The following is a 23676-nucleotide window of genomic DNA, read 5'->3' as shown; positions in this document are numbered from 1 at the left end:
ATGAATGATAATTATAATGTTTTTGGACATTGAAAAGGAGAACCAACATATGGTTCTCCTTAATTTATAAGTAACAACATTGAATATTATTTGTTTTAATAGTGTTATTTAGTTAAGTTTTTGTTAGGATCTTTTCTTGCTTCTAGAATATGATTAATCATCATTCTTGCATAACTCATCTTATATTCTGGTATATGAGGCAGGTCGTCTAATGAAAACCAGTCAGCTGCTTCTATTTCATTATTATCTATTTTTAATTCTCCTGACGAATACTCAGCTATGAAACCAAGCATAAGTTTATTAGGAAAAGGCCATGGATGACTTCCAAAATATTTAATATTCTTTATTTCAATTCCAACCTCTTCTTTCACTTCTCTTTTAACACATGTCTCTATAAACTCACCTGCATCAACATGCCCAGCTATAAGACTATACAAATTTGGTGGGAAATGAGGTGAACGTGCTAAAAGAATTTTATCACCATTTAAAACAGCAACTATTATGGCTGGAGTTATCCGCGGATAAGTAATATGTCCACAATTTAAACATTCAATATAAGTTTGTTTAGGTTCTATCTGAACTTTTTTTCCACAACAACTGCAATATTTATTTTTATCTAACCAATTTAATAAATGTGTAGCACGTAAAACAAGTAAAAATATATTTTCTTCAACTTCCCCATAAATTTCACTCATATGTTTTGAGAAATAACCTTCAATTTTATCATCATTAGATAAATTTGCAGCATAGTACTCATTACTATCTACTGTACCGATATACATCATGTCAACCTTATTAAACCCAAGTTTTTCAACATCACTAACTAATAGAAACTCAGGATAATCTTCATGTCCTTTAAATATTATTTCACCTTTGCACATTAAAAAACAATATGAATATGTGTTATTTTTATTGATATTTGTATCCTTCATTTGCTATACCCCCATCAATATTAAAATTTTTGTTAGATTTCTTTTTACTTGCTACTATCCTCTAATATAACGGAACCAAAATTTTAGCTTGTTATGATAAATAATTTACACATTAACATGTGTTACCTATCAATGTTATTTTTATTTTTCCTCCTTATTACAATGTTAGCATAAATCAACTGAATTTCAAATTATTACACAAAAACTTTAGATTACTTTAAAATTCATCAACCCTTATAATCATGTTGCTTTGGGTCATCCCTGCCTTTAACAGCGTCTTTTTAGAAGCATGGTTGTAGAACCAGCACCCAGCTTGTACACGAAGTGATTTTTCCTTTGCTATGTTAATGAGCCCCTTGATTGTTTCTGTTCCAAATCCTCTACATCTTTTTGAATCAGCTACTATCATTCCGATTGAAACTGTGTTTGGCACTAAATCATGTTCATTAATTAATCCTAAACTAACTAATTCCCCTTCATCATAGCCTAAATACACTTTATTCAACTTAATTTCTTCACTGTAGTCCTCCAAGAAATCACCAAATAATTCTTCTAATACTGAAACCGCTTCTAATGTTGCAAGTTTCATAACCAGTTCTGTTTCAGCATCTTCCATAAGATATGTGAAATTACATGCCTGTTTTCTAATTCTAAAATTTCTACGCATGAGCTGTGTCATCATCATTGTGTCATTAGTTATTGTTACTATACCCTGAACCTCTTGGAATACTAATAATCTCTCGAATACCTTTTCATACAGATTTCTTTTCTCAGGAACTAAGTATATAACTGATAGCTTATTATCTCCAGTTATTGAGAATCCACCTATAACATTACTTTCTGATTCAATCCTATAATGTTTCCCCTCTTTAATTATGTCTTCAAAAAAATCATCGAAACCACCATTGATTTCCATAAAATATTCAACATAAAACCCTCTTAATTCTTCTATAGTTGTACTTATAAATTTCATTAACATCTCTCCTTATTATTAAATACATAATTATGTCTCCTAAAGCTAAACCTTGTTTGTTTTTTTACTTATTAACATTAATTCCATATCATCTAACTTTAATTTATGTTTATTCCATTTTCCAGCTGTTCCACACCCTATATTCTCTACTTTAAACCCTGCATTATTAAGTAACTGATTCAACTCTGTTGGCAAAAACCCTTTCTCTTTTACTAAAATATCTTCAGGAGCATTTTTTAAAATATTTGATAATGGATATTTTTCAGCTATAGTTATTGGATCAAATACTCCTTTATCCACATCCTCATCACTATACTGTCGTATCATTTTCATTCCATTCAATGCTGTTAATATAAATTTAGAATTAGGTTTTAATACAGAATTTATATTCTCCAATATTATATGGTCTCTCACAAAAGGATCTTCTTCCATAGATAATAACCCAAATGCACCTTCACAAAGGCAAATACAAGCATCAAATAATCTATTAACTTTAAATTCTGTAGCATCTGCATGAATAAAATCAACATTCAAGTTTTCTTCTTTACATACCTTTTTTCCTTCAAGCAGCATATTTTCTGAAATATCTATACCAGTAACATTATACCCACGCCTTGCTAATTCAATAGAATGCCTTCCAGTACCACATCCAATATCAAGAATATACGAGCCTTTTGGTAGTTTAAGTTCCTCTTCAATAAAATCTACCTCTGCAACTGTATTCTTTGTAAAACATTCCTTCATATAATCTGGTGCATAATTATTAAAAAACATTCTCCAGCCGTTATTATTATTCATCTTTTCATCCTCCAAATATTTTTATTTAAAAACCCTTTACCCTTATAACAATTTATTATTATAAGTTCCATCTAACCCTGTTTATCAATTTTTTCTCTTATTCATAGCATCTAAATCTCCAGTCATGTTGCTCCTACATATCCATTTACAGCATTTAACACACTTTATCCCTCCCCCCAAAAATAAAGGCTATAGGTGAACAGAATACACCTATAGCCTAATATTATTATGTTCTTATATCATTTTTCGCAAAAAAAAGCCGTGCAAAGCACGGCTTTAATAGCAATAATAGATATAAAAATCAAATAAAAAACCTATTAAAGTAATGTTTCATAAAAGTGGCTATCCGTGTTCTTAACATAATTACATCTTAAAGGTACGACAAATAGACCCAAATAAAATGGATTTTTCGAACTTTTAAGATATTTATTAAATTTGTTTAGTTAAGAACTACCCCGCTCATAAAACATTCTCCTGTAATAATTTGATTTTATGACTATAATTATACATTATTTTATAAAATAATACAATTAAACTTTTTAGATTACTAGATAACGAAATAAAGGACAGCATCATCCTAAGATAACACTGCCCCAAAACTTTAGGCAAATTTAATATTTAAAATCGCTTTTGAACAATATTTAAATTTCACGGAGTGAAATATCATTCATTCTCAATTCTCCATTATCCATTCTCAATTAAGCGAAACGTAGTGAAGCGTCTACTCCCACTCAATAGTTGAAGGCGGCTTAGAAGTAATATCATAAAGGATTCTGTTTACTCCTTCAACCTCGTTAACTATTCTTCTTGAGATTTTATCTAATACATCGTATGGGATTCTTGACCATTCTGAAGTCATTGCATCTGAAGATGTTACCGCTCTTATACCTACTGCATGAGCATATGTTCTTTCATCTCCCATAACCCCTACAGACTTAATACCAGGTAAGCAAGCAAAATACTGCCATATGCTTCCCTCAAGTCCGTTTAAAGCTATTTCTTCTCTTAATATTGCATCTGCTTCTCTTACTATATGAAGCTTATCTTCTGTTACCTCACCTAAAACTCTTATTCCAAGTCCTGGTCCTGGGAACGGCTGTCTCCATACTAAGTGATGTGGAATTCCTAACTCTTCACCAACAGCTCTTACTTCATCTTTGAATAATTCTCTTAATGGCTCTAATAGTTCAAAAGCCATGTCTTCTGGAAGTGCTGTATTATGGTGTGTCTTTATCTTAGCTGAAGTATCTGTTCCACTTTCAACTACATCTGGATATATAGTTCCTTGCGCTAAGAAATCCATCTTTCCTAACTTTTCAGATTCTTCTTCAAACACTCTTACAAACTCTTCACCAATGATTTTTCTCTTTTCCTCTGGATCACTTACACCTTTAAGTTTTCCAAGGAATCTTTCTTGAGCATTTACTCTAATTAAGTTAAGATCAAATTGCTTTCCAAAAATTTCTTCTACTTGGTCACCTTCATCTTTTCTAAGTAATCCATGGTCAACAAATACACAAGTTAAGTTTTTCCCAATTGCTCTGTGTACAAGAACCGCTACAACTGATGAATCAACTCCACCAGATAATGCTAATAATACTTTCTTATCTCCAACTACTTCTTTTATTTCTTTTATTTTTTCTTCTGCAAAAGATGACATTGACCAATCACCTTTTAAATTACAAACTTTTAATAAGAAATTAGTTATAAGCTGTTTACCGAATAAAGTATGTTCTACCTCTGGATGGAATTGAACTCCATATAACTTCTTTTCATCATTACCAATTGCAGCAACTGGACACTTATCTGTTTTTCCAATTATCTCAAAACCAGTTGGTGCTACTTCTATATAATCTGTATGACTCATCCAACATTGAGTCTCTGTTATACCTTCAAATAATGGTGAATTTGTATTTAACTCTACATCTGCTTTTCCATACTCTCTATCAGCAGAACTTACTTTTCCACCTAATTTATGAGACATTAATTGAGCCCCATAACATATACCTAATATAGGAATACCTAATTTAAATATCTCTTCATCTATCTGAGGTGCATTTTCCCCATAAACACTATTAGGTCCACCTGTAAAAATTATTCCCTTTGGATTTTTAGCTTTAATCTCTTCTAGTGATTTTGTATATGGAATTATCTCACAGTAAACATTATTTTCTCTTACTCTTCTTGCGATAAGTTGATTATATTGTCCACCGAAATCAACTACTAATATTAGTTCATTATTCATATTCTTCCTCCACTACATTCTGTAATTTGGTGATTCTTTTGTAATATTTATATCATGTGGATGACTTTCTTTTAATCCAGCAGATGTTTGAACAACAAATGTTGCTGTCTCTGACATTTCAACAAGAGTTCTTGCTCCTAAGTACCCCATTCCTGATCTAATTCCACCAATAAGTTGATAAATTGTATCACTAACAGAACCCTTATATGCTACTCTTCCTTCAACACCTTCTGGTACTAATTTCTTATTTCCTTCTTGGAAGTATCTATCTTTACTTCCTTTAGCCATAGCTCCTAATGATCCCATTCCTCTGTATACCTTGTAACTTCTTCCTTGATATATCTCCATTTCACCAGGTGCTTCTTCACATCCAGCAAACATTGACCCCATCATTGCAATTCTAGCTCCTGCAGCTAATGCTTTTACAACATCTCCTGAATATTTGATTCCTCCATCCGCTATAACAGGTACACCATATTTGTCTCCCTCTTCAGCACAATCCATTACTGCTGTTAATTGTGGAACACCTACTCCAGCAACAACTCTAGTTGTACATATTGATCCTGGTCCAATTCCAACTTTAACACAATCAGCTCCTGCCTTTATAAGTGCTCTTGTAGCTTCTGGTGTTGCAACATTTCCTGCAATAATCTGAAGTTCTGGATAATGTTCTTTAATTTTACTAACTGCATCAAGAACTCCTTTTGAGTGTCCGTGAGCTGTATCGATTGTTATAACATCAACATCAACCTTAACTAAAGCCTCAACTCTCTCCATCATATCGCCAGTTACCCCTACTGCAGCTCCACATAATAATCTACCTCTTTCATCCTTAGCTGCATTTGGGAATTTAATCGATTTCTGTATATCTTTAATTGTTATAAGTCCTTTTAAGTTAAAATCTGCATCTACAAGTGGAAGTTTCTCTATCTTATGTTTGCTTAATAAAACTTTAGCATCTTCAATAGTTGTCCCTTCCATAGCTGTCACAAGATTTTCTTTTGTCATTACTTCATGAATTTTCTTACTATAATCAGTCTCAAAAGCCAAATCTCTATTTGTAAGTATACCTACAAGTTTAGTTCCTTCTGTTACTGGAACACCTGATATTCTGTATTTAGCCATTAAATTTTCAGCATCTTGAATAGTATTCTCTGGTGAAAGGTATATTGGATTTGTAATAATCCCATTCTCTTGTCTCTTTACTCTATCTACTTCTGCAGCTTGTTCTTCAATAGACATATTCTTATGAATAATTCCTATTCCACCTTCTCTAGCCATAGCTATTGCCATCTTTGATTCAGTTACAGTGTCCATTCCTGCACTCATGATTGGAATGTTTAGAGTAATCTTCTTAGTTAATTGAGTTTTAAGAGATACCTCTTTAGGAAGAACCTCAGATTTATTTGGTACTAATAATACGTCATCAAAAGTATAAGCTTGTTTTAAGATTTTTGCCATTTTTTACACTCTCCTTAATCAATATTGTTTGTATGTGATACTCATCACAAATGAATAAGGTGAATAGAATAAAAAATACCTAGTTCACAATAAAGTGAACTAGGTATAATACATTCTTAAACCTACTCACTCATAGTCGAGAATTTGCGGTACTCGGTAGAAACTTCCTCGCCTTATTCGAGGATTATATGATGAGAATATATTCTATTATTATTTTTCGTCTGAATAACTTATTACCTATTCTATTTAAGTTATCACCATTTGTCAACAGTTTTTTTCTATTTAAATAAAACTCTTTTATGTACTTTTCTTAAGCTTTCAAAATATTGATTTTCTAGGTGTTACAAACATCATTTTCTTAGTTATCAAACTATTATTTCCCTTAAGAATAAAAAAACTGAGTTTAGTCTTAAGACCAAACTCAGCATTTATATTTACTATTATTAAATATACTCTTAGTACATTCCACCCATATCCATTCCTGGAGCACCTGGCATTGCTGGTGCATCTTTTTCTGGAAGATCAACCACAGCAGCTTCTGTAGTTAAGAATGTTGATGATACTGATGCAGCATTTTGAAGAGCTGTTCTAGTAACTTTTGTAGGGTCTACTATTCCTACTGAAAGCATATCAACATATTTTTCATGAAGAGCATCAAATCCTATTCCTGGTTCACTGTTTCTAACCTTCTCAATTATAACAGATCCTTCTAAACCAGCATTAGTAGCAATTTGTCTTACAGGCTCTTCTAGTGCTCTTACAATGATATTGATACCAACTTGAATATCTGCAACCTCGTGAGTAAGCTCATTTACAGCATTAATTGCATTAACGTATGCTGTTCCTCCACCTGGAACTATACCTTCTTCAACTGCAGCTTTTGTTGCAGCTAAAGCATCTTCTATTCTAAGCTTCTTCTCTTTAAGCTCTGTTTCTGTAGCAGCACCAACTTTTATAACCGCTACTCCACCAGCTAGCTTTGCAAGTCTCTCTTGTAACTTTTCTCTATCAAATTCAGAAGTTGTCTCTTCAATTTGATTCTTGATTATGTGTACTCTCTCAGCGATAGCATCCTTATTACCTTTACCATTAACTATTGTAGTGTTCTCTTTAGAAACCTTAACACTTTCAGCTCTTCCTAACATATCAATTGTTACATCTTTAAGATCTCTACCAAGCTCTTCTGATATAACTTCTCCCCCTGTTAGTATAGCGATGTCTCTTAACATTTCTTTTCTTCTATCTCCGAATCCTGGAGCTTTAACAGCTACACATACGAAAGTACCTCTTAATCTGTTAACAACTAAAGTTGCTAAAGCTTCACCTTCAACATCTTCAGCAATTATCATAAGCTTTTTACCCTGTTGAACAATTTGCTCTAAAACTGGTAAAATTTCTTGTATGTTAGTGATCTTCTTATCAGTTATTAACATGTATGGATCATCTAAAATTGCTTCCATCTTTTCAGCATCTGTTACCATATAAGGACTTAAGTATCCTCTGTCAAATTGCATACCTTCAACAACATCTAATTCTGTACTCATTGATTTTGATTCTTCTACTGTAATAACACCTTCATTGCCCACTTTTTCCATAGCGTCAGCAATAAGATTTCCTATTTCTTCATCTCCAGCTGAAATCGCAGCAACTCCTGCAATATCTTCTTTACCAGCTACTGGCTTAGATGCTTTTTTTACTTCCTCTACAGCTTTATCTACAGCCATCTTGATACCATTTCTTATTAGAATTGGATTAGCTCCCGCTGTAACATTTTTTAAACCTTCTCTTATTATAGCTTGTGCTAATAATGTAGCCGTAGTAGTTCCATCACCTGCAACATCGTTAGTTTTTGTAGCAACTTCCTTTACTAGCTGTGCTCCCATATTTTCAAATGGATCTTCTAATTCTATTTCTCTAGCTATTGTAACACCATCATTAGTTATTAATGGTGAACCAAATTTTTTATCTAAAACAACATTTCTCCCTTTAGGTCCTAATGTAACTTTTACAGTATTAGCTAAGGTATTTACCCCTTTTTGCATACTTCTTCTAGCTTCTTCATCAAAAAGAATTGTTTTTGCCATCTTAATTCCCTCCTACTATGATTAACTATATTAACTTTAATTACTTTTCTATTACTGCAAGTATATCCTCTTGCTTTAAAATAATGTATTCTTTATCCTCAATTTTTACTTCTGTTCCACTGTATTTAGAGAATAATACTCTATCCCCAACAGTAACTTCCATTTTAACATCTTCTGTTCCTGGTCCAACTGCAACTATTTCAGCCTCTTGTGGCTTTTCTTTAGCAGCTCCTGGAAGAACTATACCGCTCTTCGTAGTTTCTACCGCCTCTATTCTTTTAATTACAACTCTGTCTCCAAGTGGTCTAATTTGCATAGTGTATAACCTCCTTTTATTATGGTTAAATGATAATTTATAGAATTATAATTATTTTCAACCTATAGCACCAATATCTATTATACTAGATAAATAAATAATAGTTTATACTTTTTTATAATTTTACTAATTAAAAACTCTTAATTTTCTGTAATATGTTCAATTTTGAATAACTTTTTTAATTTTACCATAATCAGCACTCAACATAATAGAGTGCTAACATAATTATATATTAAATAATACATACATTTTTATCAAAGTCTTTATCCTTTGTATTTCTTTGATTTATTAATAAATATCTAATGTTTTTTCTTGTTTTCTTCCGTTTCCTCACTATTCCTTTATTTTCTATAAATTATATATTTATTAAATTTATTATAGATTTTTATAAATATTTTTATTAATTTCATAATATTTATAGTAATAAATATTTCTTAGTTAAAAATTTAGCTTATTCAAGAAAAAAAAGTTTAAATAGATTCACCTACTTTGTTTAATTTGTATACTTATGAAGTTAAATGGACATACTTCCTAAAGAGATTAAATTTAGTAGGAGAGATTTATGTGAGTACTTCAAAAAAGCAAAAATTTTACTCCTGGTTTACTTCAATATTTTTATGTATTGCAATTATATCAGGATCAATAATAATTGTATTTAATTCAAGATTTATATATCCCCTTTCAATGAAAATATTAAATATTCCATTGCCTGAAAATATGAATCATGATATACTAACTAATAATTATAATTACATAATAGATTTTATCACTAAAAATAATTATGAATTTTTCAATTTACCTAACTTTCAATCGTCAGAAAATGGTATAATACATTTTATAGAGGTAAAAAATGTATATTGGTCAATTTTGTATATTTTTATACTTTCTTCAATTATAACCATTGCAGCAATTTATTTTCAGAAAACTTATACTTTTCTGAAAATTGCATCAAGGTTATTAATTATTGTAGTACTTATAATTACAATTCCCTCAATAATGCTATTTGACTTTGCCTTCGATTTTATGCATATGGTGGTTTTTAACAATGACTACTGGTTATTAGATCCAAAGACTGATCCAATAATAAATATTTTGCCACAGAATTTATTTTTAATTTTTTTTATCGCAATTTTAGGAATAATAATCTTAAATATGTTTATCTTAAAATTTATTTATAATTATTTGAATGGAGGAGAGAATTCCAATGAGCAAAATTAAGGAAATTTTAGAACAGATTGTACAACGCAACCCAGGAGAAGCAGAATTTCATCAAGCTGTAGAAGAGGTATTACATTCAATTGAACCTGTTATTGAAAAATACCCTAAATTCGCTAAAGCTAAAATTATAGAGAGAATGTTTGAACCGGAAAGACAAATTATGTTCAGGGTACCATGGGTAGACGATAAAGGAGAAGTACAAATTAACAGAGGATTCAGAGTACAGTTTAACAGCACTTTAGGTCCTTACAAGGGCGGTTTAAGATTCCACCCATCAGTTTACTTAGGAATTATTAAATTTTTAGGATTTGAACAAATATTCAAAAATGCTTTAACCGGTCTTCCAATTGGCGGCGGTAAAGGTGGTTCTGACTTTGATCCTAAAGGAAAATCTGATTTAGAAATTATGAGATACTGCCAAAGCTTTATGTCAGAGTTATACAGACATATAGGTCCAGATATTGACGTACCTGCTGGTGATATAGGCGTAGGGGCAAGAGAAATAGGTTATATGTTTGGTCAATACAAGAGAATTAGAAACGGTTATGAAGGTGGAGTACTTACTGGTAAAGGTTTATCCTACGGTGGTTCTTTAGTAAGAACCGAAGCTACTGGATACGGCTTAATCTACTTTGTTAAAGAAATGCTTGCAGCTCACAACTACAATTTCTCTGGTAAGAGAATCGTAATATCAGGTTCTGGTAATGTTGCTATATTCGCTAATGAAAAGGTAACAACTTATGGCGGAAAAGTTATAGCGATGTCTGATTCTAAAGGTTATGTAGTTGACGAAAATGGAATCAATCTAGACACAATTAAAAAAATTAAACTTGAACAAAGAGGAAGAATTAAAGAATACATTAATCATCATCCAGAAGCTGAATACGTTGAAGGATGTAAGAACATATGGGATCTTAAGTGCGATATAGCCCTTCCATGCGCAACACAAAATGATATTGAATTAGCTCACGCTAAAAAACTTGTTGCTAATGGATGTATTGCAGTTGGAGAAGGCGCTAATATGCCTTGTACTAACGAAGCAGTAACTTACTTTATAGACAAAGGAGTATTAGTTGCACCTGCTAAGGCCGCTAACGCTGGTGGCGTTGCCACTTCTGCTCTTGAAATGGCACAGAACAGTATGAGATACCACTGGACCTTTGAGGAAGTAGATGCTAAACTGCAAAATATCATGAAGAACATATTTAAAACAGCTAGAGAGGCATGTGAAGAATACGGACTTGAAGGCAACTACGTTGCTGGTGCTAATATAGCAGGATTTATGAAAGTTGCTACTGCTATGATGGAGCAAGGAATCGTATAAAAAAGGCACATTCGTGCCTTTTTTTAATGTAGAATGGAGAATTGAGAATGGAGAATGATGGATGCTTTTGCCTTAGGGCAAAAGCTACATTTTATTATTCTTTAGGACAAGAAGTTTTCACTCATTTCATCTTGGATAAAATATTGTATTTAAAATAGACTCTATTCTTTTTAACTGAAAGGAGCAATACCATATTTTTGATTGAACAATACAATTAAAATTTCGCAGAGCGAAATGTCAATCATTCTCCATTCTACATTATCCATTCTCCATTATGTTTTTTATAGTATGTTGTTTTCTCTCGCATAATAAAACAAATACTGTTGAGCAAATCCACCTAGCTCCCCAAACTTCTCTCTTCCATACTTTCTTATTTTAGGTAAAGTCACATCAGGGGCAACATAAAAATGCTGCATTGCTCTTTTAACCCAGACATCCACTGGAAAGGCTGAGTATTTTTGCATGGAAAACAACATAATACAGTCAGCTACTTTAGGTCCTATACCCTTGAATTCCATTAATTCCTTATGGCATCCGTCATCATCTAAAGATTTAATTCTATTTAATATATCTTTATCACTTAACACTCTTTGTATTGTTTCATATATGTACTTTGCTCTGAACCCCACTCCACACTGTTCTAACTCCTCAATACCAGCTTCCCTTAACTCATCAACTGTTGGAAATGCATAATATTCATTTCCTTTATAGTAGATTTTTCTTCCCCATCTCTCACTTATTCTCTCGATAGATCTTTTAATTCTAGGTATTTGATTATTTGCTGATATAATAAATGATATGGTTAATTCAAATGGCTCTTGTTGTAATAATCTCATTCCTTTTCCAAAGTCACATGCCATCTTCAATGTCTCATCCACACTTAATTCTTCAATTATTTTACTATAATCTCTTTCAAGATCAAAATACTCTATCCACGTATTATTGAACTCTTCCATGGAGCAATCATAAAATATTACATCATTCTCTCTTTTCCTTACTTCCAATACTCTACCAAAGGCAACACCAATATAACTTCCACTTTCAGTCTTATTCCATCTAAATGCCTGACCACAATCAAATATATCTCTTAATTCAAAATTCTGAATATCTTTAATTATAATATCTGGTCCACTTATCTCAATTTTGCTGTAACTGCTCATTGTCTTTCTTCACCTCAAAATTATTCAAAATATATTTTGCCATTACTTCGTCAGTATAACTTATCATGTCCTACCAACTCTTTTTTATCATATTATTAATCTCTATTAGTTTTGTACAACTGTCCTCTTTTAATTCCTCTTTTACTACATTGTACAATTTATTAATGAGTTTTTCTCGCCCTTTAAGTATTTTATATTTATTTCTATTAATACAAATCGCCACACGAATTACTTTTATTATATAATAATATTTATCAATAAGCAAAGATAAATTTTCCTTTATTTATAAATGAAGTGTATCAACAATATTTTTTTCTCAAAAAATAAAAAAAGCAAGAGATTTAACTCTTGCTTTTTTATTTATTTATTTTATGCTAAATTACTTGCTATTTCTTGAGCTGATTTTCTACCTGCACCCATTGCTAATATTACTGTAGCAGCACCTGTTACAGCATCTCCACCAGCGTAAGCATTTTTATAAGATGTTTTTCCATTGTCATTAAATACTTTAATGTTGTTCCACTCATTTAATTCTAAATCATCTTTTAATGCTGTGATAATTGGGTTTGCTCTAGTTCCTAATGCCATGATAACAGAATCTACTTCGATTATATGCTCGCTACCTTCAATAGTAGAAACACGACATCTACCTGAATCATCTGGCTGACCTAATTGCATTTTAGTACATTCAACACCTTTAACCCATCCGTCTTCACCTTTAATAGATGCTGGATTAGTTAAGAATACGAAGTTAACTCCTTCTTCTTTTGCATGATGTACTTCTTCTACTCTTGCTGGTAATTCCTTCTCTGTTCTTCTATAGATTAGGTATACTTCAGCACCAAGTCTAAGTGCAGTTCTTGCAGCGTCCATTGCAACGTTTCCGCCACCTACAACCGCTACTTTTTTACCAATTTGCATTGGTGTTTCATAATCTTCTTTGAATGCTCTCATTAAGTTAGCTCTAGTTAAGAACTCATTAGCAGAGAATACTCCATTTAAACCTTCTCCCTCAATTCCTAAGAACTTAGGAAGACCAGCTCCTGATCCTATGAATATTGATTCAAAACCTTCTTCTTCAAGACTTTGGAAGTTAATTGTTCTACCAAAAACAACATTCTTTTCAAACTTAACTCCAACACTCTTAAGGTTGTTAATTTCATGCTTAACTATCTCTTTAGGTAATCTGAACTCAGGAATTCCATAAGTTAAAACTCCTCCAAGTTCGTGAAGTGCTTCAAATACAGTAACATCGAAACCTTTCTTAGCAAGGTCACCTGCACAACTTAATCCTGCTGGTCCACTTCCTATTACAGCTACTTTTTTACCTGTATTTTCTTTTTGAGTTGTAGAAGCAGGCTTATTTTTTCTATGCCAGTCTGCTACAAATCTTTCTAACTTACCTATAGCAACTGCTTCACCTTTATGGCTAAGAACACACTTGCTCTCACATTGAGTTTCTTGTGGACAAACTCTTCCACATACTGCTGCAAGTGATGTATGCTTAAATAATTCCTCTGCAGCCATCTCAAAATTTTCTTCTTTAATATATTTTATAAACTCAGGAATATCAACAGCTACTGGGCATTTTCCTACACATGGCTTTGATTTACATCCTAAACATCTTTTAGCCTCTTCTACTGCTTCAGCTTCATTATATCCTAAACAAACTTCCTCAAAATTAGTACTTCTTACTTTTGGATCTTGCTCTCTAACTTTAACTCTCTCTAATATCATATCATTACCCCCTGTGACACTGACATTCTTCAGCTTTGAACTGATGAAGTTTTTCTTTTTCTTTATATGTTGTTGCTCTTCTCATTGCTTCATCAAAATCAACTAAATGACCATCAAACTCTGGTCCATCAACACATGCAAACATAATTTTTCCACCAACAGTAACTCTGCATGCTCCACACATACCAGTTCCATCAACCATTATTGGATTCATACTAACTACAGTTGGAATTCCTAATTCCTTAGTTTGTAATGCTACAAATTTCATCATTATTAATGGCCCGATAGCTATTACAAGATCATATTTCTTACCTTCTACGTTTACAAGGTGGTTTATCATATCTGTAACTCTACCCTTCATTCCTAAAGAACCATCATCAGTCGCAATATATACTTCATTAGCAACTTTACTCATTTCTTCTTTAAGAATAACTAGTTCTGCACTTCTACCTCCGATGATTACATCAGCATTAACCCCATTTTCGTGTAACCACTTAACTTGAGGATATACTGGAGCAGATCCAACTCCACCTGCCACAAAAAGAACGTTTTTATCTTTTATTTCTTCAAAATCTTCAACGAAATCTGATGGTTTTCCTAAAGGTCCAGCTATATCCATTAAATAGTCGCCTTCATTCATGCTTTTCATTCTTTGTGTAGACCCACCTACAGCTTGTACAACTATAGATACAGTCCCCTCTTCTCTATCATAATCCGCAATTGTTAGCGGTATTCTCTCACCTTTTTCATGTAACTTAACAATAACAAATTGACCTGGTTGTGCTGATTTTGCAAGTCTTTCAGCTAATATATCCATTTTGAACGTATTCTCATTTAAATCCTGTTTTCTTTTAATTAAATACATACTCCCACATCCTTTTTTACAGATTGTTTTCAAAAAAATTGAAAGTTTTAAAATTATACCCTGCATGCCTTTAACAAAAAAAGACAAAGTGCAAAATAGCATTCTATCTCTAGAAAGCTTCTTTGCACCCTGTCCTTTTATCTGAAAGATTCCCTCATTAATATGAGCTTACTTCTTCGATGATCTATTTAAAGATTCTCTCCAGGGGTATGTCCAGTTATTGTCCTCAACCTGAAAGCTTCGTAATGTATCAAGCCCAATACACTACTTTCTTCTTCGGTAATTTAAAATCTAGTATACTACTAAATTTTAAATATCTCCAACAACCTTCATCCATAATCCTTAACTATTCAATTCAAGGTTATCTTAGCATTTTGTTTGTTAAAAGTCAATAGTTTAACTTTATAATTTTCAATATCTTTTGAATAAAAAATCATTAATTTAAAATATATCAAATTTGAAAGTTTAATCATCCAAAAAATTCATAATCATGATTATTTTTTCTATCCTTTTATTGAATAATCTGAAAATAGCAACATATTATATTTACTTTACATTAATTATGTAAATTTTAAATATAAGACGCATTATATGCGCCTTATATTTAAATGATTTTATTAAAATTCAACGTTTGTACCATAATAAGTGCATTCAAATATTTTTTTCATTTCATCTACAGATATCTGTCTAGGATTTGAACCAGTACATGCATCTAATACAGCATTATTAGAAATATAGTCAAGATTATTGTTGAAAAGCTCTTCTGTTACACCAAATTCTTTTAATGAAGCTGGTATATTTAATTTTTTGTTTAAATCTCTTATAAATTGAACTAAAGAGCTTATTAATTCTTCTTGAGTTTCACCTTTTAATCCTAATCTTGAAGCTACTTTAGCATATCTGTCTCCACACTCTTTTGCATTGAACTGAACAACTGATGGTAAGTATATAGCATTAGCGCATCCGTGTGGAATATTGAATACTGCTCCTGTTTTATGTGCCATACTATGAGTAATTCCTAATAAAGCATTTGAGAATGACATACCTGCTAAGCATTGAGCAATGTGCATTTCCCCTTTAGCTTTTAAATCACCTTCATAAGATTTTAATATACTCTCTTTAACCATTTCTAAAGCTTCCATAGCTAATGGATCTGAGAAAGATGATTTATTACAAGCAACATAAGCTTCTAAAGCATGAGTGAATGCATCCATACCAGTATGAGCTACTAATTTTGGTGGCATTGTTGAAGCTACCTCTGGATCTACAATCGCAATATCTGGTGTTAAGTTATAATCAGCTAAAGGATATTTAATTTTCTTATTATAATCAGTTATTACTGAGAATGCTGTAACCTCAGTAGCTGTACCACTTGTTGAAGGAATAGCCACAAACTTAGCTTTAGTTCTTAATTCTGGTACTGTAAATGGATCCTTAACATCATCAAATGTTTTTTCTGGATGCTCATAGAAAATCCACATAGCTTTTGCAGCATCAATTGGTGATCCTCCTCCAATTGAAACAATCCAATCTGGTCCAAATTCTCTCATTTTTTCTGCACCTTTAAATACAGTTTCAACAGATGGGTCCGGTTCTACGCCTTCTATAAATGCAACTTCCATTCCCGCTTCTTTTAAGTAAGCTTCTACTTTTTCAAGGAAACCAAATTTCTGCATTGAGCTTCCTCCAGTAACAACCATTGCTTTTTTACCTTTTAATTCTTTTAAAACTGCTAAAGAGTTCTCTCCAAAATAGATATCTCTTGGTAATGTAAAACGATTCATAATAATAACCTCCCATAAATTATAATTCTGTATGTAATTACTTATATATAAAGCAATTCTCGTGCCAACTTTAAGTTTTTTTATATATTTTGATATTTTTTTCACATATTTGTTTATTTTTTAACAATTAGTGGTTTTTTTTACTATATAAAAATAAAAATAACCATAAATCTTTTTATAATATTACTATATTTAATTATTTACTTATAGCATTTAATCTCATTTGTCCTGTTTTAGTACATAATAATAACAACATATGTCCTAAAACTATACACTGTAACATTTTAGGACATATGTTGTTATTTTTTTCTCAATACTATGACATATTACACTTATTTATATTATACTTTTTCATTTTTAGATACAATGTATTTCTGCTTATATCTAAAGTTTTTGCAACTTTAGATATATTATTATCATATTCCTTTAAACATGAAATAATAGCTTTTTTCTCAAGCTCTTCTAATGTACACAAGTACACATTTCCTCTATCAACCTCTTTATTAGATATATTTTTATCAAATATATCTAAATTTTTAATATTAATTGTAGTTTTACCATCTAAATTCACTACATTTTCTATATAATTTTCTAATTCTCTAACATTACCTTTCCATTCATATCTATAAATTTGATTTAAATGCTCTTGTGAAATATGAGGAATCATTTTATTAAGCTTCCTAGCTTTCGTCCTTAAAAAATGTTCTATAAGAGGTTGTAAATCCTCTTTTCTCTCTCTTAAAGGAGGTAACATAATAGGAATTACACTTAATCTATAATATAAGTCTTCTCTAAATGTTCCTTTATTCACTTCTTCTTTTAAGTTTTTATTTGTTGCAGCTATTATTTTTACATCAATAGGGATATACTTATCTCCACCCACTCTGTTTATATATCCCTCTTGAAGCACTCTTAAAAGATTAACCTGCATATCAAGAGGCATCTCACCTATTTCATCTAAAAATAAAGTCCCTCCATGGGCAAGTTCAAATTTCCCCGATTTTCCTCCCCTTTTAGCTCCTGTAAAAGCCCCATCATCATATCCAAAAAGTTCTGATTCTATTAAATTTTTAGGAATTGCACCACAATTTATTACTATAAAAGGATTATTAGCTCTACTACTCTGATTATGTATAGCTTGCGCTAAAACCTCTTTACCAGTTCCACTTTCTCCTTGTATTAGAATTGTTGAGGGACTGTCCGCAACCCTCTTCGAAAATTCAACAATCTTCTTCATAGTGCCACTCTTATATATCAAATCATGGAATGTATATTTTGAAACCATATTTGAATATTTATTTACCAATTTCATAACTGTATGTATTTCATTTATAATAAGAACCACCCCTATAAGTTCTTTGTTATTATTAAATATAGGATTGGCACTTATATTATATTTATTATTCTTGTTAAAGGAAACTTCTTCATACATGAAACTCTTACCCTGACTTATTTTTTGGTAAATTTCAGGCCACACCTTAATAAATTTATTGATATTTAAATTGTCCTGTTTTTTTTCTTCTAAATGTAACATATCCTGTGCAGTATTATTATAATGTCTAATTATCCCTTTCGTGTCAACAGCCACTATACCGTGAGATATAGAGCTAACAATACTATCCATATATAAGTAAGCCTCAACTAACTCTTTTTGAAGTTTCTCGTGAGACAAATTTCTTTCAATCGATTGCACAGCTGCTACAACCATGCCTAATGTATGTGGATGTACTTCTGTACTGTATCCTGTAAGGTTAAGAGATCCTATAATCTCATTCTCAAAGTGTATCGGTGCAGCTGAACATGTCCATTTATGATATGCCTCAATAAAATGTTCTTTTGCGGATATCTGAATTGGCATGTCTTCTTTTATCGCAGTTCCCATAGCATTTGTTCCTATACTTTTCTCATTCATATAAGCCCCAGTTATCATATCCAACTCTTCTGCCGCCTTAAGAACATTAGTATCACCCATTATTTTTAATATACACCCTTCTCTATCTGTTAAAATTATTAAAAATCCAGAATTATGAACCATATCATACAGATTCTGAATTATGGGTGATGCAACTTCAATTATTTCTTTATTATCTTGTAAAGCTTTACTCATCTCTATTCCTTTTAAAATTATCCTAGGATGAATTCTCTCTTTTTCAATCCCATACAACTCACTTCTTATATGAGATTTTTTTATTATTACTTGTTTAAATTCTTCTGAGTATCTCACTTTTATTTGTCGGCATAATAGATTCCTTAATCAAATATTTAAACAAGAAATCTTAATTACCAACCTCTCCTTCCCTGCTTTATAAAAACCTAGGTTGCATTTCACAAGATTACCTTAAGTGAACTCTCCTATTAAAAATCCTGCTGTTTATGTAAACAGCAGGATTTTTTATCTCATTATTTATTGTAATCGTAGAAACCTTTTTTAGTTTTTCTTCCTAACCAACCAGCTCTTACATATTTTCTTAATAATGTATGTGCTCTATACTTTGGATCTCCTGTTTCTTTTAACATTACATCCATGATTGCTAGTACAACATCTAATCCAACTAAGTCACCTAAAGCTAATGGTCCCATTGGATGGTTTGCTCCAAACTTCATAGCTGTATCAATATCTTCCACACTAGCAATTCCTTCTGCGTATATTCCTACTGCTTCATTTATCATTGGAATAAGAATTCTGTTTACAACAAATCCAGGTGCTTCTGCAACCTCAACAGGCTCTTTTCCAATTGCTACAGATAATTCTTTGATCTTATCAAATGTTTCATCTGAAGTAGCTATTCCTTTAATAATTTCAACAAGCTTCATTACTGGCGCAGGATTAAAGAAATGCATTCCAATAACTTTATCCGGTCTATTTGTTGCAGCTGCAATTTCTGTTATAGATAATGATGAAGTATTAGATGCTAAGATTGCATCTTCTTTACATATCTCATCTAACTCTTTAAATATTTTCTTTTTGATCTCCATATTCTCTACAGCAGCTTCAATGATAAGGTCACAGTCATCTACTAATTTAATATCTGTAGTTCCTGATATATTACTTAAAATTTCTTCTTTCTTCTCTTCTGTTATCTTTTCTTTCTTAACTAATCTATCAAGAGATTTTGTAATGAATGCTATACCATTATCAACAAACTCATCCTTTATATCTCTTAAAATAACCTCATACCCTTTTGAAGCAAAAACTTGAGCAATACCAGCTCCCATTGTTCCAGCTCCTAATACACAAATCTTTTTCATAATTATACCCCCTTTAATAAATCGGTATTGTCAAAAGTTTTAATGGTACTTCCGACGTAACCCCTTTATTTTCAATACTTTATCTATATTAGACTTGCCCCCTCCCTCTAAAGGTGTTAATTTTAGTTTGCGAAAAGAAAATATATCACCAAAGATAAGGAGGCAAGCTTTTAACATGATTAATTCATTTTTAGTTTTGTATATTGTTTTTCTTAAACAAGTTATAAACCTACTAATTATTTTATTGACCGGAAAAGGACTTAATAAGATTCCCAACTCGGATCCTTTAAATAAACCTTTCAGAGACTTCCAAATAGATGATAAGCCAATAATCGTGAAACCTGAAAGGTTTAATTACACAGAACTCCTAGCGGAGCACCATAAACTTAAAGGCAAGCAATTAGCTCCTGTTAGACCTCAAAAAGGACGTTCTCACGTAGATTCTAAAATCAGCTGTCCTAAATGTTCTGCTCCAAATATTTATCTATACGATAATAATGGTGGACGAGGACAATGTAAATGCAAAGTTTGTTCCACTAAATTTAATCCTAAAAACCTTTATGATAAACAGGTAAGGTTTAAGTGTCCCCATTGTAATAAATTTCTAGATAGCATAAAAAATCGTAGTAATTTTACCATTTACAAATGCAGAAATAACAACTGTTCTTTTTATAAAAATAACCTAAAGTCTATGACAAAAGAGGAACGTCAAGCATTTAAAGAAAAACCCTATGATACTAAAGTTAGATATATATTTAGAGAATTTGATTTTGATTTAGCCTCTCTAAAGGGCGATAGTCCTGTGCAAAGTAACATCTCATTATCTAAGATGTATTCCTCATCTCATGTATTTGGCTTGATAATGACTTACTACGTAAATTACGGACTATCTTCAAGAAAAACAGCAGCCATAATGAGAGAAGTTCATGGTGTAAAGATATCGCATCAAACTGTTTTAAACTATGCAGAAGCTGCTTCAGTTTTGCTAAAACCAATGTTGGACAACTATCCATACAATCCAACAGAATCTATATGTGGTGACGAAACATACATTAAGGTTAATGGTAAATGGAACTATATATGTTTCTTCTTTGATGCTGTTAAAAAGATAATTCTCTCGTATAGAGTTTCGCCTCATCGCGATACTTTCTTAGCTTGTAGAGCCATCTACGATGTTATCACTAAGTACGAAAAGCTTCCTGATAGCCTTAAACTAGTAGTCGATGGCAATCCAATATATCTGTTAGCAGAAGTTTTCTTCGCTAATAATGATATTAATTTCGATATCGTACAAGTAATTGGACTTACAAATGATGATGAAGTTTCTGCTGAATATCGTCCTTTAAAACAGATTATTGAACGATTAAACAGAACCTTTAAGAGAAGCTATAAGACTACTAATGGCTACAATAGCTCAAATGGCTCTATAACTCATATAATTCTTTTTTGTACATACTTCAATTTCTTGAAACCTCATGCAAGCTTAGAACAAAAAGTTCCTGTAATAATTCCAGAACTTGAAGAGTTGGAAACCATGCCTGCACGTTGGTGCAAATTAATGAAATTAGCTGAGTCATACTGCCAATCTTAATATCGCATTATTTTAAAATCGACCTATATCATAGGTTTATTTGCCATACCCTTTTTTAGAATCACACATCCCTTTCGGGATAAAAAATAGCAATCATTTTAATTTCTCGGAGAGAAATATCCAACATTCTCAATTCTCAACTCTCAATTCTCAATTAAATAATCTTCTTGTTTTTAAATCCTTATATCCCATATCAATTTTCATATACTTTTGACACTACCAATAAATCGCACACTATGCGTGCACAATATGGAATAAAAAAACTTGAATGAAATGGAGAATTGATAATGTAGAATGGAGAATGATTGATGTTTTTACTTTCGTAAAAACTACATCTTATTATTCTTTAGAACAATATATTTTCACTCATTTTATCTTTAGATAAAATATTGTATTAACGCTATCAACATTTCATCATATAAAAACATAAAACCTTATTGTGTCCAAATAAATAGCTTTAACATTTCTCGTAGTTAAATGCAAATAGTACTCTATTCCACTTTCTTTTCTCCGTAAATTTTTTATTGATTCAGAAAATTAATAATAATCCTCTTCACATATCCTATAATACTACTTTAATCTTCCAATTAAAAGACCAAACTTCTATTTTAGATAGAAAAAATGCACGCCATGCGTGCGTTTAAAAACAAATTGAGAATGGATAATTGAGAATGGTGAATGATGGATGTTTCTGCTTTAGAGCAGAAACCACATCATATTGTTATATAGAACAATACGTTTTAAGTAATTTTATTCATACACAAAACGTTGTATCGTCATACAATGTTTTATCAAAATAAAACGAGTAAAATCATATTGTAATTAACCAATAAGATTTAAATTTCTCGAAGAGAAATGTCCATCATTCTCCATTCTCCATTCTCAATTCTCCATTATGGTTTTATTAAGTTCTCCATTATGTTTTTATATCCTATTCTTTTCTTGCTTTGATCTGCTGAATAAGCTCTGGAATAACATTTTTCAAGTCTCCAACAAGAGCAAGGTCTGCAGCCTTCATTAAAGGTGCATCTGCATCTTTGTTAATAGCTATGATGTAATCTGCATCTTGCATTCCAGCTAAGTGCTGAATAGCTCCTGAGATACCGCAAGCTATATAAATTTGTGGTCTAACTGTTTTTCCTGTTTGACCAACTTGAAGTGACTTGTCAATCCATCCGTTATCAACTGCCGCTCTTGAAGCACCAACAACTCCACCAAGAACATCTGCAAGTTCTTCAAGAAGTTTGAAGTTCTCAGCGTTACCTACTCCTCTTCCACCAGAAACGATGAAATCAGCTTCAGTAATATCAGCTACCTCTTTAGCAACCTTAACAACTTCTTCAACTTTTGTTCTAATATCATCTTCACTTAATTCAACATTGTATTTTTCAACGATAAACTCTCTGTTTTCGTCTCTCTCTTGCTTAGCAAAAACACCTGGTCTGATTGTAGCACATTGTGGTCTATGATCAGCACATATGATTGTAGCCATAAGGTTACCACCAAATGCAGGTCTAGTCATAAGAAGATTATTAGTCTCTTCTTCAACATCAAGTGACGTACAGTCAGCTGTTAATCCTGTTTCAACTCTACAAGCAATTCTTGGACCTAAGTCTCTTCCTACGTAAGAAGCACCAACAAACATGATTTCTGGCTTCTTCTCTTCTACTAATTCACATATAACCTTAGTGTATGCATCAGTAGTGTAGTGATGTAATAACTCATGCTCACAAACGATAACTCTGTCTGCACCATAAGCTCCTAATTCTTTAACCATATCATCAAGATCTCTTCCTAATAATACAGCGCATAACTCTGTTCCTATTTTATCAGCAATTTCTCTACCTTTACCTAATAATTCTAAAGAAACCTTTTGTAATTCTCCATCTCTTTGTTCAGCGAATACCCAAACACCTTTATAATCTGTTAAGTTCATAAT

The 23676-nt window shown here is 31.7% G+C and carries 18 protein-coding genes and 2 riboswitches; of the genes, 3 read left to right on the top strand and 15 right to left on the bottom strand.

Annotated elements, in window-relative coordinates; genetic code table 11:
• Positions 1 to 104 precede the first annotated feature (104 nt).
• The 7 genes from nudC to OW730_RS07380 all read right to left on the bottom strand — a co-directional run bounded on the left by nudC (position 105) and on the right by OW730_RS07380 (position 8809).
• The gene (nudC, locus tag OW730_RS07410) at positions 105 to 932 is read right to left on the bottom strand and encodes an NAD(+) diphosphatase (RefSeq protein WP_271228412.1); all 828 of its coding nucleotides are present in this window, start codon (positions 930 to 932) and stop codon (positions 105 to 107) included.
• 217 nt (positions 933 to 1149) lie between these two features.
• Positions 1150 to 1905, bottom strand: coding sequence for a GNAT family N-acetyltransferase (locus tag OW730_RS07405; protein WP_271228411.1), 756 nt, complete (start codon positions 1903 to 1905; stop codon positions 1150 to 1152).
• A 45-nt stretch (positions 1906 to 1950) separates the two neighbouring features.
• On the bottom strand, positions 1951 to 2703 hold the full coding sequence (locus tag OW730_RS07400; RefSeq protein WP_271228410.1) for a class I SAM-dependent methyltransferase: 753 nt from the start codon (positions 2701 to 2703) through the stop codon (positions 1951 to 1953).
• Between the two features lie 721 nt (positions 2704 to 3424).
• Positions 3425 to 4948 (bottom strand): glutamine-hydrolyzing GMP synthase, encoded by a 1524-nt coding sequence (gene guaA / locus OW730_RS07395; RefSeq protein ID WP_271228409.1) that lies wholly within the window; start codon positions 4946 to 4948, stop codon positions 3425 to 3427.
• 12 nt (positions 4949 to 4960) lie between these two features.
• Entirely contained in the window at positions 4961 to 6409 is a 1449-nt protein-coding gene (gene guaB, locus OW730_RS07390) for an IMP dehydrogenase (protein WP_271228408.1), read from the bottom strand.
• Positions 6410 to 6522: 113 nt separating this feature from the next.
• A riboswitch (purine riboswitch) is annotated at positions 6523 to 6621 on the bottom strand.
• A gap of 243 nt (positions 6622 to 6864) precedes the next feature.
• Entirely contained in the window at positions 6865 to 8493 is a 1629-nt protein-coding gene (groL, locus tag OW730_RS07385) for a chaperonin GroEL (RefSeq protein WP_271228407.1), read from the bottom strand.
• A gap of 40 nt (positions 8494 to 8533) precedes the next feature.
• Positions 8534 to 8809: a co-chaperone GroES gene (locus OW730_RS07380; protein WP_271228406.1), complete on the bottom strand. Its 276-nt coding sequence runs from the start codon at positions 8807 to 8809 to the stop codon at positions 8534 to 8536.
• A gap of 564 nt (positions 8810 to 9373) precedes the next feature.
• On the opposite strand from OW730_RS07380, the gene OW730_RS07375 reads away from it, so the two are divergent.
• A complete protein-coding gene (locus OW730_RS07375) occupies positions 9374 to 10027 on the top strand; it encodes a TIGR01906 family membrane protein (protein ID WP_271228405.1) in 654 nt (217 codons plus the stop codon).
• The gene (gene gdhA / locus OW730_RS07370; RefSeq protein ID WP_271228404.1) at positions 10014 to 11351 is read left to right on the top strand and encodes an NADP-specific glutamate dehydrogenase; all 1338 of its coding nucleotides are present in this window, start codon (positions 10014 to 10016) and stop codon (positions 11349 to 11351) included. Before OW730_RS07375 ends, gdhA begins: the two co-directional genes overlap by 14 nt.
• 281 nt (positions 11352 to 11632) lie before the next feature.
• Here gdhA and OW730_RS07365 read toward each other — a convergent pair whose 3' ends face one another.
• From OW730_RS07365 to OW730_RS07335, 7 genes are all read right to left on the bottom strand, one after another.
• Positions 11633 to 12511 carry a DNA-3-methyladenine glycosylase family protein gene (locus tag OW730_RS07365; protein ID WP_271228403.1) on the bottom strand — a complete coding sequence of 293 codons (879 nt, stop codon included), beginning with the start codon at positions 12509 to 12511 and terminating at the stop codon, positions 11633 to 11635.
• A 70-nt stretch (positions 12512 to 12581) separates the two neighbouring features.
• Positions 12582 to 12776 carry a hypothetical protein gene (locus OW730_RS07360; protein WP_271228402.1) on the bottom strand — a complete coding sequence of 65 codons (195 nt, stop codon included), beginning with the start codon at positions 12774 to 12776 and terminating at the stop codon, positions 12582 to 12584.
• Between the two features lie 104 nt (positions 12777 to 12880).
• Entirely contained in the window at positions 12881 to 14248 is a 1368-nt protein-coding gene (gene gltA / locus OW730_RS07355) for an NADPH-dependent glutamate synthase (RefSeq protein ID WP_271228401.1), read from the bottom strand.
• A 4-nt stretch (positions 14249 to 14252) separates the two neighbouring features.
• On the bottom strand, positions 14253 to 15113 hold the full coding sequence (locus OW730_RS07350; protein WP_271228400.1) for a sulfide/dihydroorotate dehydrogenase-like FAD/NAD-binding protein: 861 nt from the start codon (positions 15111 to 15113) through the stop codon (positions 14253 to 14255).
• Positions 15114 to 15232: 119 nt separating this feature from the next.
• A riboswitch (glycine riboswitch) is annotated at positions 15233 to 15328 on the bottom strand.
• A 402-nt stretch (positions 15329 to 15730) separates the two neighbouring features.
• A complete protein-coding gene (locus OW730_RS07345; protein ID WP_271228399.1) occupies positions 15731 to 16897 on the bottom strand; it encodes an iron-containing alcohol dehydrogenase in 1167 nt (388 codons plus the stop codon).
• Positions 16898 to 17213: 316 nt separating this feature from the next.
• Positions 17214 to 19121: a sigma-54-dependent Fis family transcriptional regulator gene (locus OW730_RS07340; RefSeq protein ID WP_271228398.1), complete on the bottom strand. Its 1908-nt coding sequence runs from the start codon at positions 19119 to 19121 to the stop codon at positions 17214 to 17216.
• 176 nt (positions 19122 to 19297) lie between these two features.
• Entirely contained in the window at positions 19298 to 20146 is an 849-nt protein-coding gene (locus OW730_RS07335; RefSeq protein ID WP_271228397.1) for a 3-hydroxybutyryl-CoA dehydrogenase, read from the bottom strand.
• A 175-nt stretch (positions 20147 to 20321) separates the two neighbouring features.
• Between OW730_RS07335 and OW730_RS07330 the strand changes: the two genes are divergently transcribed.
• A complete protein-coding gene (locus OW730_RS07330; protein ID WP_271227150.1) occupies positions 20322 to 21737 on the top strand; it encodes a DDE-type integrase/transposase/recombinase in 1416 nt (471 codons plus the stop codon).
• Between the two features lie 931 nt (positions 21738 to 22668).
• Here OW730_RS07330 and OW730_RS07325 read toward each other — a convergent pair.
• Positions 22669 to 23673, bottom strand: a complete 1005-nt coding sequence (locus OW730_RS07325) for an electron transfer flavoprotein subunit alpha/FixB family protein (protein WP_271228396.1) — start codon at positions 23671 to 23673, stop codon at positions 22669 to 22671.
• Between the last annotated feature and the right edge of the window lie 3 nt (positions 23674 to 23676).

Source organism: Oceanirhabdus sp. W0125-5, assembly GCF_027938815.1.
In the GTDB taxonomy this organism is placed as follows: Bacteria; Bacillota; Clostridia; order Clostridiales; family Clostridiaceae; genus Oceanirhabdus.
Note: the sequence above shows the minus strand (reverse complement) of the source record. Positions and strands in the feature narration are given on the sequence as shown.

Excerpts from the sequence above, each read along its gene's own strand:
- nudC (WP_271228412.1), bottom strand. The coding sequence starts at position 932 with ATGAAGGATACAAATATCAATAAAAATAACACATATTCATATTGTTTT.
- OW730_RS07405 (WP_271228411.1), bottom strand. The coding sequence starts at position 1,905 with ATGAAATTTATAAGTACAACTATAGAAGAATTAAGAGGGTTTTATGTT.
- OW730_RS07400 (WP_271228410.1), bottom strand. The coding sequence starts at position 2,703 with ATGAATAATAATAACGGCTGGAGAATGTTTTTTAATAATTATGCACCA.
- guaA (WP_271228409.1), bottom strand. The coding sequence starts at position 4,948 with ATGAATAATGAACTAATATTAGTAGTTGATTTCGGTGGACAATATAAT.
- guaB (WP_271228408.1), bottom strand. The coding sequence starts at position 6,409 with ATGGCAAAAATCTTAAAACAAGCTTATACTTTTGATGACGTATTATTA.
- groL (WP_271228407.1), bottom strand. The coding sequence starts at position 8,493 with ATGGCAAAAACAATTCTTTTTGATGAAGAAGCTAGAAGAAGTATGCAA.
- OW730_RS07380 (WP_271228406.1), bottom strand. The coding sequence starts at position 8,809 with ATGCAAATTAGACCACTTGGAGACAGAGTTGTAATTAAAAGAATAGAG.
- gdhA (WP_271228404.1), top strand. The coding sequence starts at position 10,014 with ATGAGCAAAATTAAGGAAATTTTAGAACAGATTGTACAACGCAACCCA.
- OW730_RS07365 (WP_271228403.1), bottom strand. The coding sequence starts at position 12,511 with ATGAGCAGTTACAGCAAAATTGAGATAAGTGGACCAGATATTATAATT.
- gltA (WP_271228401.1), bottom strand. The coding sequence starts at position 14,248 with ATGATATTAGAGAGAGTTAAAGTTAGAGAGCAAGATCCAAAAGTAAGA.
- OW730_RS07350 (WP_271228400.1), bottom strand. The coding sequence starts at position 15,113 with ATGTATTTAATTAAAAGAAAACAGGATTTAAATGAGAATACGTTCAAA.
- OW730_RS07345 (WP_271228399.1), bottom strand. The coding sequence starts at position 16,897 with ATGAATCGTTTTACATTACCAAGAGATATCTATTTTGGAGAGAACTCT.
- OW730_RS07335 (WP_271228397.1), bottom strand. The coding sequence starts at position 20,146 with ATGAAAAAGATTTGTGTATTAGGAGCTGGAACAATGGGAGCTGGTATT.
- OW730_RS07330 (WP_271227150.1), top strand. The coding sequence starts at position 20,322 with ATGATTAATTCATTTTTAGTTTTGTATATTGTTTTTCTTAAACAAGTT.
- OW730_RS07325 (WP_271228396.1), bottom strand. The coding sequence starts at position 23,673 with ATGAACTTAACAGATTATAAAGGTGTTTGGGTATTCGCTGAACAAAGA.